We start from the raw sequence: 14,475 nt of genomic DNA on the forward strand, positions 1-14,475 counted from the left end.
AATTCTTTTCCTATATTATTTTTCATCCGTATTTGTTCAATATGCTCGAGAGCTTGCAAGCTCAGTTTATTCACGCCATGCGGTTTGAATAAATCATAATCACACGGTTCGGTAAAGATACATGATCGAAAATTAACGGATCAATAATATCCGTAAAAAAAAGGATAATTCCTGTTAATTATAAAAGGCTTGTTGCCCATCGAAAATAGATAAAGAGATGAAATAATTAATTAATTTTGGCCGTTATTATTTTACACATATGATACCTGTTCATAATTTGGTTAAACTGGATTTTAACAACACCGAAATTGCCTTTCGGAATAAATCTGATAAAGATTTGGAAAAAGCATACTGGCTTTTTAAAATAGTCGCCAGTAATAGCCTTATTAAGATAGGCACTCCTCTTACAAACTTCGCTTTAAAAATTGGATTACCTATTCAGGGTCTCATTCGAAACACCATTTATAAGCAATTTTGTGGTGGAGAGTCCATTGAAGGGTGCCAACAGGCTATAGCCGAACTAGGGCGAGCTAAGGTAACGACCATTCTAGATTATTCGGTCGAAGGGGAAGAATCGGAAGAGAGTTTTGACCAAACTTGTTCGGAAATTTTACGTACAGTAGATTATTCTCAAAAGAACAAATTGATATCGTTTTGTGTTTTCAAGCCTACGGGTTTGGGACGATTTGACCTGTTGGCCAAAGTGGATGCACAGCTACCGCTGTCTGATCAGGAAAAACTGGAGTTTACCAGAATATACGATCGTATTGATACCATTTGTAGCGCCTGTCATGCCGCAGATATACGTGTATTAATAGATGCAGAGCATTCCTGGATACAGGATACGATCGATGACTTTGCCCGAGAAATGATGGGAAAGTACAACAAAGAACGTGTAATCGTGTATAATACCTATCAGTTGTACCGTCAGGATAAGCTAGCATCTCTGCAAGCTGACTTCGCTTATGCGCAAACCCAGAACTTCTATTTGGGTGCGAAAATTGTCCGGGGTGCCTATATGGAAATCGAACGCGATCGTGCTGTCAAACTTGGCTACCCCTCGCCTATTCAACCCAATAAGGAAGCAAGCGACCAAGACTATAATCAATCCATCCGGTTTTGTCTAAGCCACATCAACCGTATAGGTCTGATGGCTGGAACACACAATGAAGAGAGTGCCAGGTTGTTGGTAGATGAAATGGCCTTACGCGGTATATCTCCCGCCAATGATCATATCTTCTTTGCGCAGCTATTAGGGATGTCTGATAATCTATCATTCAATTTAGCAGAAGCGGGTTTCCATGTTGCGAAGTACATGCCTTACGGGCCTGTAAAAGCTGTAATGCCTTATTTATTCCGTCGCGCACAGGAAAATACGTCTGTAGGAGGCCAGACGAGTCGGGAGCTGAGTTTGATTTTAAAGGAAAAAGCTAGAAGAAAATCGTAGTTTTGCGGCATGAATGCTGAATCAAAGAAGAAATTTAACATCTTACAAGAAAAGTCCAAATCATTTAAAGCGCTACTGTATGATGTAGACGGTACGCTGGCTGATAATATGCCCGCTCATAAGGCGGCTTATGTCGCGGCGGCAACTCGATATGGAATTGAATTAGATGATAATATTGTAGAGGAATTGGCAGGCTGGCCGACAGTAGATGTCGCAGCTGAAATTGGCAGACGGTACCAGCGAGATATAGACACATTGGATTTTGCTAAAACAAAATCCGGTATTTTCATGGAACAATTTATCCGGCAGACAAAACCGGTAGATTATGTGTTGCAGCACCTCTTGGAAAATGTAGGACAAAAGAAAATTGGACTTGTCTCCGGCGGGTCGCGCTCGACCTTAAATGTTACTTTGGAGGTGATTAACATCATTGGAAAATTCGAAACACTAGTATGTGCCGGTGATACCCCCGAAGGTAAACCCTCCCCACAACCCTTTCTCTTAGCGGCTAAACAACTTGGTGTAGCTCCTACGGATTGTCTTGTTTTTGAAGACGGTGATCCAGGTGTTCAAGGTGCGATCGCTGCGGGTATGAGTTGGGTGCGCATCGATAAAATATAGAATATGACGAGCTTTTATACTAAAAGCTTGTCATAATTCGTATTCCACCGTTTGTGTAATTCATGTCAGCACGCTTAAATTGACCTACTGGGAGTTTCACAAACGGTTCGATCGAAACCTTTAATGTTCTACCCATATTTACTCGACGGCCGACAGAAAAATTAACAAAGCCTCCAAAACCGTTGGTATTTATATTTTCTTCGCTACTAATTTGAGTTGTTTCTACAGTCGTCACCGGATTCGCAACAGGCTTTTCTGAATCGGATGCGCTGGAATAGGTCGGTATCCCTGCAGATTCTTCATAATGGGCAAAACGCTCTTGAGATAAGACAGCTGCATAAGAAACACCTCCAGTAGCATAAAACTCTTTCGTCACATTATATCGGATCTCTAGTGGAATATCCAAGGTTTGCACCTTACCAGTTACCGCATTTAAATTAGGAATGAAAAAACTGTTGGTCCGAAGGGACGACGCTTCTTTAGAAATCAAATTGTCCGTATTTTTAATAGGGGCAGCTGCTTGCTTCATCTCTGCTCCTACTTCCTGTACCTGAGATTTTAACATACTAACTTCATATTGATTAAACGAGGCCCCTGTACGGATAGCGATTTTATCATTCAATCTGTAAGCAAAAACAAGCCCCCCACCCAAATCAAAACTTTGATCGGTCGTCGAGGGGCTTACGAAAGCACCTAACTCAAATCGATCGGTAAGACGCAATTTCTTTGGAGATAGATGACGCGCCGATTCATGCTGATGGGCAAAGTTAGGGTCAAGGGTTTCCCCTGCTATTAAATTATCATCCCACGACCATACGTTGACTGGTTTACTTCCCTGATAGGACGGCAAGCGGTCAGGCGTATGGATTTTCGCGATTAGCGCCGACTTGTTCGTCAAACGTGGTGACTCCATTGCCTGTAGGTCTATTTCATTCACCATTCTCCTATCTTGCCTCATCTCTTTATCACCGTTCATATTGTTCGAAGACAAGCGTCCCTGTCCTTCTATCGCCGTCACCCGCGTATTGGATTCCTCCTGCACTGGTAAGGGTGCTGTTGGGGCAGACCACTTCATTTCCTGTTTGGTTTCAACAAGCTTTACAGGTCCTGTTGATCCCTTCCAATCATGAAACAAGAAAGTAAGACCGACCAAAACCACTGCAGCCGCAGCCACCCAAGGTAATGAAAAGTAGGTAACCTTTCCAGCTGACTCATATTTTGCTTTATATGCTTCCCAAGCCCCCTCTTTATAAGGAAGTTCCTCTGCATTTTTTAGCCCTTCTTTGATGAGCTCTATAAGTTCCTTATTACGATCTTTCATGTTTCTCTTCGCATTTATGAATGTATATTGTGCGAAACACTAAATTCTTCTATATATAATTTTCGTAAGCGCTGTTTAGCTCGCGTCAAATATGTTCTGGATGTACTTTCCGGAATGTGGAGCATAGTTCCTATTTCTTCGTGCGAATATCCCTCAATTTCAAATAGATTAAAAATAGAGCGTTGAATATCGGGTAGTCGTGTCAACAGTTTCATAATATCTTCCACACCCAATCTATCTGTCATTACTACGGTATGGGATTTCATCTCCTCGTCCGAGGTATCTTCTAAAAAACTGGTGGGTTTTCTCGTCCTTAACAAATCGATTGACGTATTCACCGCAATACGTGCTAGCCAAGACCGAAATGTTTTCTCTAACGCCTCCTCATCTGCGTGCATTTCGAAAGCTTCGATCTTCCTAAATGCTTTTACAAAGCTCTCATTAACGGCTTCTTCTGCTTCCATTTCTGAAGTAATATAACGAAGTACTACAGCCATCACATATCCGTAATATTTTTTATAAACAAACGATTTTCCTCGCTCACTTTTGTCCACAACACAGCTTTCCAAGGCCTCTCTTAAGGTCAATGGTCTCGTCCTCTTCCAATATTGCTGAACAATTTTCACTTAAAACCGTCTGTTCGGGTATGCCAATTTAACGAATTAATCCTTATTTACCAGAACAGCGTCCTAACATTCTGTCATATATCTCTATTTTTTATACTTAAACGTAGCATCGCTGCAAAATGCTACAGATAAAAATGATGCTTGTAAAAATCAAGGAAATACGTTAACTTGCTATATCATATAAATCTTAGAGTTATGAGAAAGATATTATTCCCAACAGATTTCTCCAATGCCGCAAATAATGCGTTTGTATACGCTTTACATTTGGCAAAGGAAATGGACGCCAGTTTATATGTCGTCAATACGTATATGCAACCCGTGTTATCTGCCACACATGCCGGACAGCCAGAGCTTGTGCCTGAGGTATACGAGAACTATGAATTGCATCAATTTGAAAATTTCAAGAAACACACTGCGGATCTTCATAAGATGGCCGAGGATTACAACCTATCGGATGTTCCACTGACTTTTCTTTTTGAAGAGGGCACCGTTGTAGCTAATGCCCAACGTATTATTGAAAGCGAGGGTATCCATTTGATCGTGATGGGTACAAATCGCGCGGATGGTGTCATTGATAAAATTTTTGGATCGAACACGTTGGGTGTTATTCGAGGTGTTAGCGTACCAGTTCTGTCAGTTCCAAAAGAGGCAAAATATGATGGTATTAAGGAAATTTTGTTTACCACACTTTTTAGAGAAAAAGACGAAGCCGCCCTACGTCATATCATGGAAATCGCTAATAAATTTGGAGTAAAGGTTAAGTGTGTCCATGTATTGAAGGAAAAAAACACCGATATTATTGCTATGACCGATCGTTGGCAGAAAGTATTTCCGCATGATAATCTTGAATTCGTATTATTAGATATAGAGCAATCTATCGAACATACACTAAACCAATATATCGAACAGCATCGCGTCGACCTTCTTTGTGTGGTAAAGAGAAACAAAAGTCTACTGGAGCGGTTGTTCAAATCCAGCATGAGCAATCGGCTTCGCATGCACGCAAATACGGCAACATTGGTATTACATGAAGGAGATGATCCTGGGGCTTTTTAGCGCCCCTCCATTCTGGCTCTATATTCTTCCAGAACGATTTCTAGCTGTTCTTCTTGTGTTAGATCCGAGTTATCCAGAATAATAGCATCCGTTGCCTGTCGTAACGGACTTTCTTCGCGTGTACTGTCCATATGGTCTCGATGGGCTAAATTTTGCTTTACCCCCTCTATCGAAACGACTTCACCTTTAGCCAACAACTCTGCCAATCGTCTCTGTGCACGAACCTCTGAATTCGCCGTCATAAATATTTTCAGGTCTGCATCGGGAAATACCGTGGTACCGATATCTCGTCCATCCATTACAATATTTCGACGTTTTCCCAAGGCCTGTTGTTGTTTGACTAGCGCATGCCGTACTTCCTTTATTGCACTTATCTCACTCACTTTCTCAGAAACATGCATTTGACGAATTTCTCTCGATACATCTTCCCCATTTAGAAATATATGTACAGTATCTCCCTGGGGTACAAAATCGATATGAATCTCTTCCAAAGCAGCCCGAATTTCGTCCGGATTTGTCAGATTGATATGCTGTCTCAAAAAATACAAAGTTACGGCACGATACATTGCACCACTGTCTATGAATACAAACTGAAGCTTCTTTGCCAGCGCTTTCGCAACAGTACTTTTCCCACAAGACGAAAACCCATCAATTGCGATGATAAAATTCTCCCGTTCCATGATTTGCTGCTTCGTTTACTTTTTTGCTTTACTTGTACTCTTTTTTTTCGTTGTTTTTTTTGCCGTAGCAGTTTTTGCGGCAGCCTTAGCTTTGCCTTTCGGATCTGCTTCTGCCCACTTCAACACATCTTCGTAGGTAATTTTCTCTATTTCCGTACCTTTCGGAATTTTTACATTTTGTTTACCAAAGCGGATAAAAGGCCCCCAACGACCATTTTCAATTTGCGCCTCTGCATTTTCAGCAAACACACGAATAACCTTTTCCTTATCTTTCTGCCGTTTTTCCTGAATAATCTGAATAGCTTCTTCTTCCGTCACATCCATGGGATCCAATCCTTTAGGCAGAGAATAAAAAGCGCTGGCATGGCGGATATAGGGACCAAACCGTCCGATAGCAACGGTCATCTCTTTTTCTTCAAACACGCCTACCTTCTTAGGAAGCTTGAATAAGTCCATAGCTTCTTCAAAGGTAATCGTTTCGATCATTTGCCCTTTACGCAAAGAGGCAAAGCGCGGTTTTTCTTCATCGTCAGCAGAACCAATCTGTACCAACGGACCGAATCGTCCAACCCGTACGCTCACTGGTTTTCCGCTTACTGGGTCCGTTCCCAACTGCCGTTCGTGACTTGCGCGATCAGCATGTTCCAGTGTATCTTGAATTCCTTGATGAAATGGTCCGTAAAAGTTGTTCAACATGGCTGTCCATTCTTTACTACCGTGGGCAATCTCGTCAAATTCTTTTTCTACTTTTGCGGTAAAATTATAGTCAATAATATCATGAAAATGTTCTACGAGAAAGTCATTTACCAAAACGCCGATATCGGTTGGGAACATTTTTGATCGCTCCGCACCCGTCATTTCTGTCTTGACTTCCTCTATAACCTTATTATCGGCTATCTGCAATACGATGTATTGTCTTTCTTTACCGTCCCGGTCTTCCTTAACAACATACCCCCTATTTTGTATGGTAGAGATGGTGGGGGCATAGGTAGAGGGACGCCCTATACCCAATTCTTCCAGTTTCTTTACCAACGAGGCTTCTGTATAGCGGGCCGGTGGGCGAGAAAATCGCTCTGTAGCATGCATAGCCTGCAAGTTCAACTGCTGATCTTTTTCTAGTGGTGGCAAAAGTGTATTTCCGTCATTCCGCTCTTGGATGTTATCCGAATCTTCATCAGTAGATTCCATATAGACTTTAAGAAAACCGTCGAATCGCATCACTTCTCCTGTAGCTACGAGTTCCTCTTGACGGGTAGATATAGAAATCTTCGCTGTTGTTTTCTCAAATTCCGCTTCGCTCATCTGAGACGCGATAGCCCGCTTCCATATTAATTCGTATAGACGACGTTCCGCATGGTCCCCTTCAATGGTATGTTGCGAAAAATAAGTTGGACGAATTGCTTCGTGCGCTTCCTGTGCACCAGCAGATTTGGTTTTATAACGACGTAATTTATGGTATTTTTCACCATAAGCATTTACAATTTCCTGCTGTGCGGCCTGGATAGCCGTATCGCTCAAATTCACGGAGTCGGTACGCATGTAGGTTATCCGTCCTGCTTCGTATAACCTCTGCGCCACCTGCATAGTACGCGCGACAGAGAACCCCAACTTTCTACTGGCCTCTTGTTGCAATGTAGACGTTGTGAACGGAGCCGCGGGCGAACGTTTTGCAGGCTTCTTTTCCAACGAACTAACTGCAAAAGCAGCCGGAATGCTATCTTTCAAGAACGTTTCAGCATCACTTTTACGCTCAAAGCGCTGCGGCAGCTCCGATTTAAATTGTTCTTTTCCCTTCTCTGTTGTGAATTGCGCAACAATCTTAAAGGAAGCATCTGCAGTAAATTTATTGATTTCTCGTTCACGTTCTACTATAAGGCGCACAGCAACCGATTGTACGCGCCCTGCCGATAAGGACGGTTTAACTTTTTTCCACAGTACCGGAGAAAGCTCAAACCCCACCAACCGGTCTAATACCCGACGCGCTTGTTGGGCATTCACCAAATTATAGTCAATTTTTCGAGGCGTTTCAATGGCTTTCACAATCGCCGGTTTCGTGATTTCATGGAAAACAATACGTTTTGTTTTGTCCTCTTTCAACGATAGCGTTTCATATAAATGCCAAGAGATCGCTTCTCCCTCCCGGTCTTCATCGGACGCCAACCAGACTGTTTCGGCATCTTTTGCTAGTTTCTTTAATTCGCTGACAACTGCCTTCTTATCTGAAGGGACTTCATATTTTTGTTTAAAGTTATTTTCTACGTCAATGGCATCATCCGTTTTTACTAAATCACGGATATGACCATAACTGGATTTCACCAAAAAATCCTTTCCCAAATATCCTTCTATTGTTTTTGCTTTCGCCGGTGACTCTACAATCAGTAAATTTTTCGCCATTTATAATGAATGATTTTTGCAAATAAAGGGATTTCAAAATGGAATGCCAATAATTTTCATTTATTTTTCTTTCTTATGGTTAGTGATAGCTTGATAAAATGACCGAGCTTGCAAATTCAAAAGGGTATAGGATCGACAAGAGGGAAACGTGTTTGGTATTGCTCATCACCTCGTAGCAATATGAGTCGCAGGGTTTCTCCGGGGCGAGACTGCAATGCCGACATAATCTTCGACAAAGTTAATCGCCCTACTGATTTCCCGTTTACTTTTAGCAGCTTATCACCCGCCTGTATTCCCGCGGCGGCCGCAGGAGAATTTTTCCGGACTCCCGCTATACGAAAAGTAGGTTGTAGTACAAACGCATATTGTAATGCATCATTTGCAAAATTAATTGTTATCCCCTGATCGGGCATCTTTTGACGTTCCTGTTTTTTGGGTAATCTCGCTTTCACCAATTCTTTTTTCCAGATCATCCCGTCATGCCGCACTTCTAGTCCGGCCATATTGATTAAAAATGGTTTGGTAAATATTTTATTTTTACGGAGGTATAATGCTTTTTTACGGTAATCGATCAACAAATGGAATCGTTGTAATACTTGATTTCCCACCGAACCAATCCTGTTTTGTGCAAGCTTACTCATAAATAAGGCGTTCGAATCTGGGTAGGCTACTATAGGATATTCTAGCATAAAATCTGCTATTGTGACTTTCCGTATACGATTTCTCTTTCCATAAACCGCACCATTAAATCCTCGTCCAATATACTCTTCTACATAGGGTGCTTTAATATGGAATTCGGGCAGCAAGAAAGCAAACAGCATCAACGGCGTGGTATTCCCCATATCCAGCAACATCTTTCCGCTGACCCACAAGCTGTCGACCAACATATTGGCCACTATATACGGCCTGGCGTTTTCTATAGCTATGGGAATATAACTATATTTCCGAATGGATTTCTCATAATCATAATCAGGTGGAAATAGCGTTATACGTTGTTTTTGATAGTCAAGTTGTACCGCGAAGCTATCAAAAAATTTAGACCCCAGTATACCGTTAATGGCCACACCAACATCACTAGAGATATCCAATTCGGTACCCTGTATGACATAAAGCCAATGAAGAGAGTCTACTGCGACCCCTCCTACCTCAACCACGTTGTCGGTAGACAAAATCCCCTCAACGCCATCTTCTATACCAATACCACGAAACGTCATTTTGCTTTGGTTCTTCAGATAAAGCGAATCTTCGGTGTTGATAAATAATATTGTTTCTTTTACACCGGTATCAAGCAAAAAGGAGAAGGGAATGCCATTTATGGTCAATGGCACCAACACGATATTGTTTACTAATTCAAACTTGAAAGATGCCGGTTTGTGGTCAGGAAGTTGAAATATTCCTTGTGATTTTGCGACACAAGATATACAGAAAATTGCTATGCAGGCAAACCATCTCATTTTTTTCAAATACTTCCATTCCTTCATACGAAGATAGAAGATTGTCCGTATAAAATAAACATTTTATATATCTTTGGAGCAATCACTTATCAGCAAACTGTTAACGCTACACATGAGAATATATTTTAGGTTATCGCTATTAATCATCACGACAACAGTGTGGTCGTGTAACCGCAAGCAGGCAACAACAGCAATTGATCCCGCAGAACAACAAAGGACAGACTCCATCGAGTTGGTTCGGAAAGCGGAAGAAGAAGCGAAAAAAAGACCAAAAACAGCAGAGGATATGGAGCTGACCAAAGATTTTTCTTATGATAAGCATACTTTGGAGGACACCTATCCATATAAGGACACTACTCGACATTTTCAATTGAATAAAATCAAAGAAAAACTTGCATTTGTAGAAAATTTCCAACGTACCCCCGCTTCTTACGGAATCTTACAAAATCGAAAAAATAAAAATCAAGAAGCCCCGTTAGTAAAGAATTATCACCGCAATGAATATAAGCTTATTTCCGATTCGCTGGGTACGGAACGCTATCAGGCTGCCCCTCTATATACCGTGGGTGAGAACGACGCTCCCACCATTTATGGTCGAGATGGTGCATTAGTAAAATTGCTTACCAGCGATACATTGGATATGATTAGACTGGAAGGTGTTTCTTTTCCGGGAACTTGGGAAACGCCAAAGCGGTACGTAAAAGCGATCGGTGATTCCGTTACTTTCCACCATATAGCATTTGTAGACGTAACCAACCAGAATATCCTCACCGCTGAACGTACTGGTGATTGTAGATGGGTAATCCGAAGCATGAACCCTGCAACTTCTGGCGTTCACAAACCTCCGTATGCCCATGAAACGCCATTGGGAATATTTGTCATCCAGGAAAAAAAAGCTAAAATGTTTTATTTAAAAGACGGAACAAACACCATTCATGGTTATGCGCCATATGCGAGTCGATTCACCAACGGCGCCTATATACATGGGATACCGACACAAAGTGTTAATGCCGGTATTATAGAACATAGTTGGTCATTGGGAACCACCCCTCGCTCACATATGTGCGTACGTAACGCCTCCTCCCACGCTAAATTTGTATATGATTGGGCGAAAACATTTAATGCATTGGTTATCGTCATTGACTGATATTTATATTAATTTAACATTTTGAAAATCAAATTAATACTACCTTTGCAACTGGAATAAATATTTTTTGCCTATGCGTAGTTTAATATTAGTGCTGTTGACGTCGTTTTTAGTGAGTTATATACCGACTAGGCTATCAGAACATCCCTCAAAAGTAAAAGCAGTTGATACTGTAGTAAAAAAAGAACCTCTTCCAAAAATTGATCAAACCAAACTTCTTTACCGCAAAATGAATTTGGAGTTTGTTTTACAATATGACGCCTTTGAGCAAGCGATACAGGGTTATAAAACGCTACGGCCCAGACGGGATCAAATTCTAACTGTTATCGATTTTACATTGCCCTCGACAGAAAAAAGAATGGTTGTATTGGATATGAAAAACGAAAAGGTATTATACCATACCATTGTATCTCATGGACGGAATTCTGGTGATAAATATGCGCGTGCTTTTTCGAACAGGCATGGATCTTATCAAAGTTCACTAGGTTTTTATGAAACCGAAGGTACTTATCAAGGAGGGAATGGCTACTCCTTAGTGCTTAACGGGCTTGAAAAGGGTATCAATGATCAAGCTAAAGCAAGAGCGGTAGTCATGCATGGAGCAGATTATTGTAGCGAATCGTTTATTAAGTCGACCGGTCGCTTGGGCCGAAGCTATGGATGCCCAGCGCTACCACGAGAAATAAATAAGCCAGTTATCAACACAATAAAGAACGGCACACTACTCTATATCTATGCCGATAATCCCGAATATATGGCAAGCACAAAAATTATTCATGCCATACCTGACCGGACCCTTCTAGCTCAACACGATATAGGTACGGATACGCTCAGTTCGTTAAATTAAATCCATTATTTGATGATAAAATCCTCTAGAATGCATATGTATTTAAGGATTAAATATGAGCAACATAAACATCACAAATAAAACCAAATGCATTATCCCAACGAAAGGTGTTGTTCGTTTTCCTAAAAACGTCATCAGGCTTAAAAGCAGCGTAATAAAGAAGAGAATCATCTCCGTAGCAGTAAGTCCGAAACGAACCACCTTTCCCGAAATTAAACCAATCGTTAATACTGCAGGAACAGTAAGCCCTACCGTGGAAACAAACGCACCATGGCAAAGATTAATAGCTCGTTGAAATTCATTATTTAATGCCGCTTTTACTGCTGTCATGGACTCGGGGGTAAATACAATAATCGCAATAAGCACCCCTCCCAACTGAAGAGGAAGATTCGCTGCCTCGATACCAAAATCGACAACGGTCGCCATATTGTGAGACAATAGCACGATGGGCAATATCATAGCTAAGAGGACAATGGAACGAATCAGCATTTCTCTTTTATTGTTAGGTTTTCCGTTTGTATGACCATCGAGATTATTTACGGAGAACAGTTTACGGTCTTTGAATGGAATCTCCATGGAGCCTTCGTTTGGCTGTACGTATAAATGACTGTAAGTTTTCGTCTGAAAAGCAAGGAAAAAACCGTACAGGATTACGATCAATACAGAAAGACTAATAGCCTGAACATTCGTGAACATCCCATTCCCAGCTCCTTCAATAAAGTTGGGCAACAGCATGGAAAGCCCTCCGAGCATGATAATCATAGCTATATAAGACATTGTACCCTGTGCATTATACTCTTGCTCACCGTATTTTAAACCGCCCAGAAGAATACATAAACCAATAACGAGATTCATAATAATCATCATTACCGAAAAAATGGAATCTTTTCCAATAGTAGGGAATTCACCTGGCCCGAGCATAACGGCTGAAATCAAAATGACTTCGATCGAAACAATGGAAAGAGTAAGTATTAATGTGCCATAAGGTTCTCCCAATTTATGGGCAAGTTCATCCGCTTCTTTTACCACTCCAAAAGCGGCTCCAATGATTGTAGTCAGGAGTACTACAAAAATCCCCGCTGCCGCGGCATAGGTCATTCCTTCACCCATCAAAGAATTTCCCCATACAGAGAACAATACCACGACGGTCCAAACGATTAAGAGTCGAATCCAAGTCTTGGCGGGGATCATATCCCTAAACGATATGTTATTTGTTTTCAATGACATCACTCTTATATTTTTTTTATCCAAAATTAGCCATAGGAAACAAAAAGATATTTATCCTATGATAAAAAATTAAATTATTTTTCTCTGCGTATTCTGCTCAAGCTCACTTGCGTTATCCCCAAATAGGACGCAATGTGTTTCAACGGCACTCTTTTCAGAAGCCCCGGTCTATTTTTTATTAAATCATTATATCGTTGTTTAGCTGACAATAATTCGCGTGAAATAACGCGATGCTCGATTTTTAGCAATTCTTTTTCGGCTAACTTCCTTGCCCAATTTGCAACATCGATATCTTCTCTAAAAAGTTGTTTTAATTTAACTATTTCTATCCGGTAAAGACTGCAATTCACTAGTAATTCGATATTTTCATACCCCCTCTCCCCATCTACATAGCTCTTCATGGACAGTAGAACCTCCCCCTCCTCTCCAAACCAAAAAGTGATTTCTCCCTTTTCATGTTCGGAATAAGCTCGTACAACACCATTTTTAATAAAATAAATATATTTTTCTACTTTGTCCGCTTCAATAATGATCGTTTTTTTGGGTAAACCAATTTCCCTTACTAATTCTCTTATCTTTCCTTTAGCTTCTTCTCGTATTGGATAAATATCGTCTATAATCTGATTAATGTCTATGTAATGAGTCATTCTTGTCTTTATAAATATAATTCTTGAACGGACGTAAAGAGTTTACAACATGCTGGTATATTTTAGAGATGCCGTGTTCTGATTCAGCTCAAGGTTTTGATCACCCATGATCGGACAATATTACTTCTTTTTTCTTAAAGTGTCTTCTTTTACTGATAAACGGTTCATTTTGAGCGACGGAAATAACATAGCGAGGAACTTCCTTGCCTTAACGTCTTCTTTATCACGTAACGATGCGAACTTCTAATCCAACGTGGAGCAAATAATCTTAAAGTGTCCTCATAAACGAAAAAAGCCGTTTTCCATTGCGGGAAAACGACTTTTCGATTTGTGCGCCCACCTGGGCTCGAACCAGGGACCAAAAGATTATGAGTCTTCTACTCTAACCAACTGAGCTATAGGCGCAGATTTTGAAAATAATCAAAACAGATATTGTCGTTCCGTTTTGACGATGCAATTATCGATATTTGTGAGGAGAAAACAAAATTTTATAGACAAAAAATTAAAAATATTATGGTTGATTACCGTAACGTTATTTTTATGGTGAATTTTGTTCCTGTCCTTTAAACTTTTATATCCTTGGATATCAAAAAAGTAAATGGTTTTTTACGTTTTTAAAGAATAGAATTTTTCAAATGCTACGCATTTCATAGACCCTAAGTACAAATAGAAGAAATAGTAGAAAAAGGAGGCAACAATATTTATAGAATAATTTCTTTTAACATACGAATCATTTATTTATCTTTGCACACACAAAAAACAAAAGGACACGAAAGGAGGTATTTAACAACATGATTATCGTAAATGTAAAAGAAGGAGAATCTTTAGACAGAGCGTTGAAACGTTTCAAGAAGAAGTTTGAAAAAACAGGTGTACTACGTGAGCTTCGTTCTCGTCAAGCATACGAGAAAAGATCAGTGACCCGTCGTATCCAGCGTAAAAAAGCAATCTACAAACAGCAATTAAATCAAGAGGTTATTTAATCTTGTTTGATACGATAAAAATAAA

13 protein-coding genes and 1 tRNA gene are annotated in these 14,475 nt (G+C 40.4%); 6 read left to right on the forward strand and 8 right to left on the reverse strand.

Going from position 1 to position 14,475, the window contains the following annotated elements; translation table 11 throughout:
- The first annotated feature begins 259 nt into the window (after positions 1-259).
- Both H8B17_RS06930 and H8B17_RS06935 read left to right on the forward strand, forming a co-directional pair.
- Positions 260-1,447, forward strand: a complete 1,188-nt coding sequence (locus tag H8B17_RS06930) for a proline dehydrogenase family protein (RefSeq protein ID WP_190308486.1) — start codon at positions 260-262, stop codon at positions 1,445-1,447.
- A gap of 9 nt (positions 1,448-1,456) precedes the next feature.
- On the forward strand, positions 1,457-2,068 hold the full coding sequence (locus tag H8B17_RS06935; protein ID WP_190308487.1) for an HAD family hydrolase: 612 nt from the start codon (positions 1,457-1,459) through the stop codon (positions 2,066-2,068).
- 19 nt (positions 2,069-2,087) lie between these two features.
- On the opposite strand, the gene H8B17_RS06940 is transcribed toward H8B17_RS06935, so the two are convergent.
- Both H8B17_RS06940 and H8B17_RS06945 read right to left on the reverse strand, forming a co-directional pair.
- On the reverse strand, positions 2,088-3,389 hold the full coding sequence (locus H8B17_RS06940) for an outer membrane beta-barrel protein (protein ID WP_190308488.1): 1,302 nt from the start codon (positions 3,387-3,389) through the stop codon (positions 2,088-2,090).
- 14 nt (positions 3,390-3,403) lie between these two features.
- Positions 3,404-4,015, reverse strand: coding sequence for an RNA polymerase sigma factor (locus H8B17_RS06945; protein WP_190308489.1), 612 nt, complete (start codon positions 4,013-4,015; stop codon positions 3,404-3,406).
- Between the two features lie 195 nt (positions 4,016-4,210).
- Between H8B17_RS06945 and H8B17_RS06950 the strand changes: the two genes are divergently transcribed.
- Complete coding sequence (locus tag H8B17_RS06950) at positions 4,211-5,071, forward strand: universal stress protein (protein WP_190308490.1); 861 nt, start codon at positions 4,211-4,213, stop codon at positions 5,069-5,071.
- Here H8B17_RS06950 and cmk read toward each other — a convergent pair.
- The 3 genes from cmk to H8B17_RS06965 form a co-directional block, all read right to left on the reverse strand.
- Positions 5,068-5,751, reverse strand: coding sequence for a (d)CMP kinase (gene cmk / locus H8B17_RS06955; RefSeq protein WP_190308491.1), 684 nt, complete (start codon positions 5,749-5,751; stop codon positions 5,068-5,070). The two genes, H8B17_RS06950 and cmk, sit on opposite strands and share 4 nt — an antisense overlap.
- Before the next feature lie 15 nt (positions 5,752-5,766).
- Entirely contained in the window at positions 5,767-8,145 is a 2,379-nt protein-coding gene (gene topA, locus H8B17_RS06960; RefSeq protein WP_190308492.1) for a type I DNA topoisomerase, read from the reverse strand.
- Positions 8,146-8,261: 116 nt separating this feature from the next.
- Positions 8,262-9,599: a PDZ domain-containing protein gene (locus H8B17_RS06965; protein WP_190308493.1), complete on the reverse strand. Its 1,338-nt coding sequence runs from the start codon at positions 9,597-9,599 to the stop codon at positions 8,262-8,264.
- A gap of 112 nt (positions 9,600-9,711) precedes the next feature.
- Here H8B17_RS06965 and H8B17_RS06970 point away from each other — a divergent pair, with 112 nt between their 5' ends.
- A complete protein-coding gene (locus H8B17_RS06970; RefSeq protein WP_190308494.1) occupies positions 9,712-10,746 on the forward strand; it encodes a L,D-transpeptidase in 1,035 nt (344 codons plus the stop codon).
- 73 nt (positions 10,747-10,819) lie between these two features.
- A complete protein-coding gene (locus H8B17_RS06975) occupies positions 10,820-11,593 on the forward strand; it encodes a murein L,D-transpeptidase catalytic domain family protein (protein ID WP_223816411.1) in 774 nt (257 codons plus the stop codon).
- A 42-nt stretch (positions 11,594-11,635) separates the two neighbouring features.
- On the opposite strand, the gene H8B17_RS06980 is transcribed toward H8B17_RS06975, so the two are convergent.
- The 3 genes from H8B17_RS06980 to H8B17_RS06990 all read right to left on the reverse strand — a co-directional run bounded on the left by H8B17_RS06980 (position 11,636) and on the right by H8B17_RS06990 (position 13,872).
- Entirely contained in the window at positions 11,636-12,820 is a 1,185-nt protein-coding gene (locus tag H8B17_RS06980) for a calcium:proton antiporter (RefSeq protein ID WP_190308495.1), read from the reverse strand.
- Positions 12,821-12,894: 74 nt separating this feature from the next.
- On the reverse strand, positions 12,895-13,467 hold the full coding sequence (locus H8B17_RS06985) for a Crp/Fnr family transcriptional regulator (RefSeq protein WP_223816412.1): 573 nt from the start codon (positions 13,465-13,467) through the stop codon (positions 12,895-12,897).
- Positions 13,468-13,798: 331 nt separating this feature from the next.
- Positions 13,799-13,872, reverse strand: a tRNA-Ile gene (locus H8B17_RS06990).
- A 386-nt stretch (positions 13,873-14,258) separates the two neighbouring features.
- Between H8B17_RS06990 and rpsU the strand changes: the two genes are divergently transcribed.
- Positions 14,259-14,450 carry a 30S ribosomal protein S21 gene (rpsU, locus tag H8B17_RS06995; RefSeq protein ID WP_190308496.1) on the forward strand — a complete coding sequence of 64 codons (192 nt, stop codon included), beginning with the start codon at positions 14,259-14,261 and terminating at the stop codon, positions 14,448-14,450.
- The last annotated feature ends 25 nt before the right edge of the window (positions 14,451-14,475 follow it).

Source organism: Sphingobacterium arenae (genome assembly GCF_014692505.1).
GTDB classification, from domain to species: domain Bacteria; phylum Bacteroidota; class Bacteroidia; order Sphingobacteriales; family Sphingobacteriaceae; genus Sphingobacterium; species Sphingobacterium arenae.

What these genes read in the sequence shown, in the direction of transcription:
- H8B17_RS06930 (WP_190308486.1), top strand. Translation starts at nt 260, where the DNA reads ATGATACCTGTTCATAATTTGGTTAAACTGGATTTTAACAACACCGAA.
- H8B17_RS06935 (WP_190308487.1), top strand. Translation starts at nt 1,457, where the DNA reads ATGAATGCTGAATCAAAGAAGAAATTTAACATCTTACAAGAAAAGTCC.
- H8B17_RS06940 (WP_190308488.1), bottom strand. Translation starts at nt 3,389, where the DNA reads ATGAAAGATCGTAATAAGGAACTTATAGAGCTCATCAAAGAAGGGCTA.
- H8B17_RS06950 (WP_190308490.1), top strand. Translation starts at nt 4,211, where the DNA reads ATGAGAAAGATATTATTCCCAACAGATTTCTCCAATGCCGCAAATAAT.
- cmk (WP_190308491.1), bottom strand. Translation starts at nt 5,751, where the DNA reads ATGGAACGGGAGAATTTTATCATCGCAATTGATGGGTTTTCGTCTTGT.
- topA (WP_190308492.1), bottom strand. Translation starts at nt 8,145, where the DNA reads ATGGCGAAAAATTTACTGATTGTAGAGTCACCGGCGAAAGCAAAAACA.
- H8B17_RS06965 (WP_190308493.1), bottom strand. Translation starts at nt 9,599, where the DNA reads ATGAGATGGTTTGCCTGCATAGCAATTTTCTGTATATCTTGTGTCGCA.
- H8B17_RS06970 (WP_190308494.1), top strand. Translation starts at nt 9,712, where the DNA reads ATGAGAATATATTTTAGGTTATCGCTATTAATCATCACGACAACAGTG.
- H8B17_RS06975 (WP_223816411.1), top strand. Translation starts at nt 10,820, where the DNA reads ATGCGTAGTTTAATATTAGTGCTGTTGACGTCGTTTTTAGTGAGTTAT.
- H8B17_RS06980 (WP_190308495.1), bottom strand. Translation starts at nt 12,820, where the DNA reads ATGTCATTGAAAACAAATAACATATCGTTTAGGGATATGATCCCCGCC.
- H8B17_RS06985 (WP_223816412.1), bottom strand. Translation starts at nt 13,467, where the DNA reads ATGACTCATTACATAGACATTAATCAGATTATAGACGATATTTATCCA.
- rpsU (WP_190308496.1), top strand. Translation starts at nt 14,259, where the DNA reads ATGATTATCGTAAATGTAAAAGAAGGAGAATCTTTAGACAGAGCGTTG.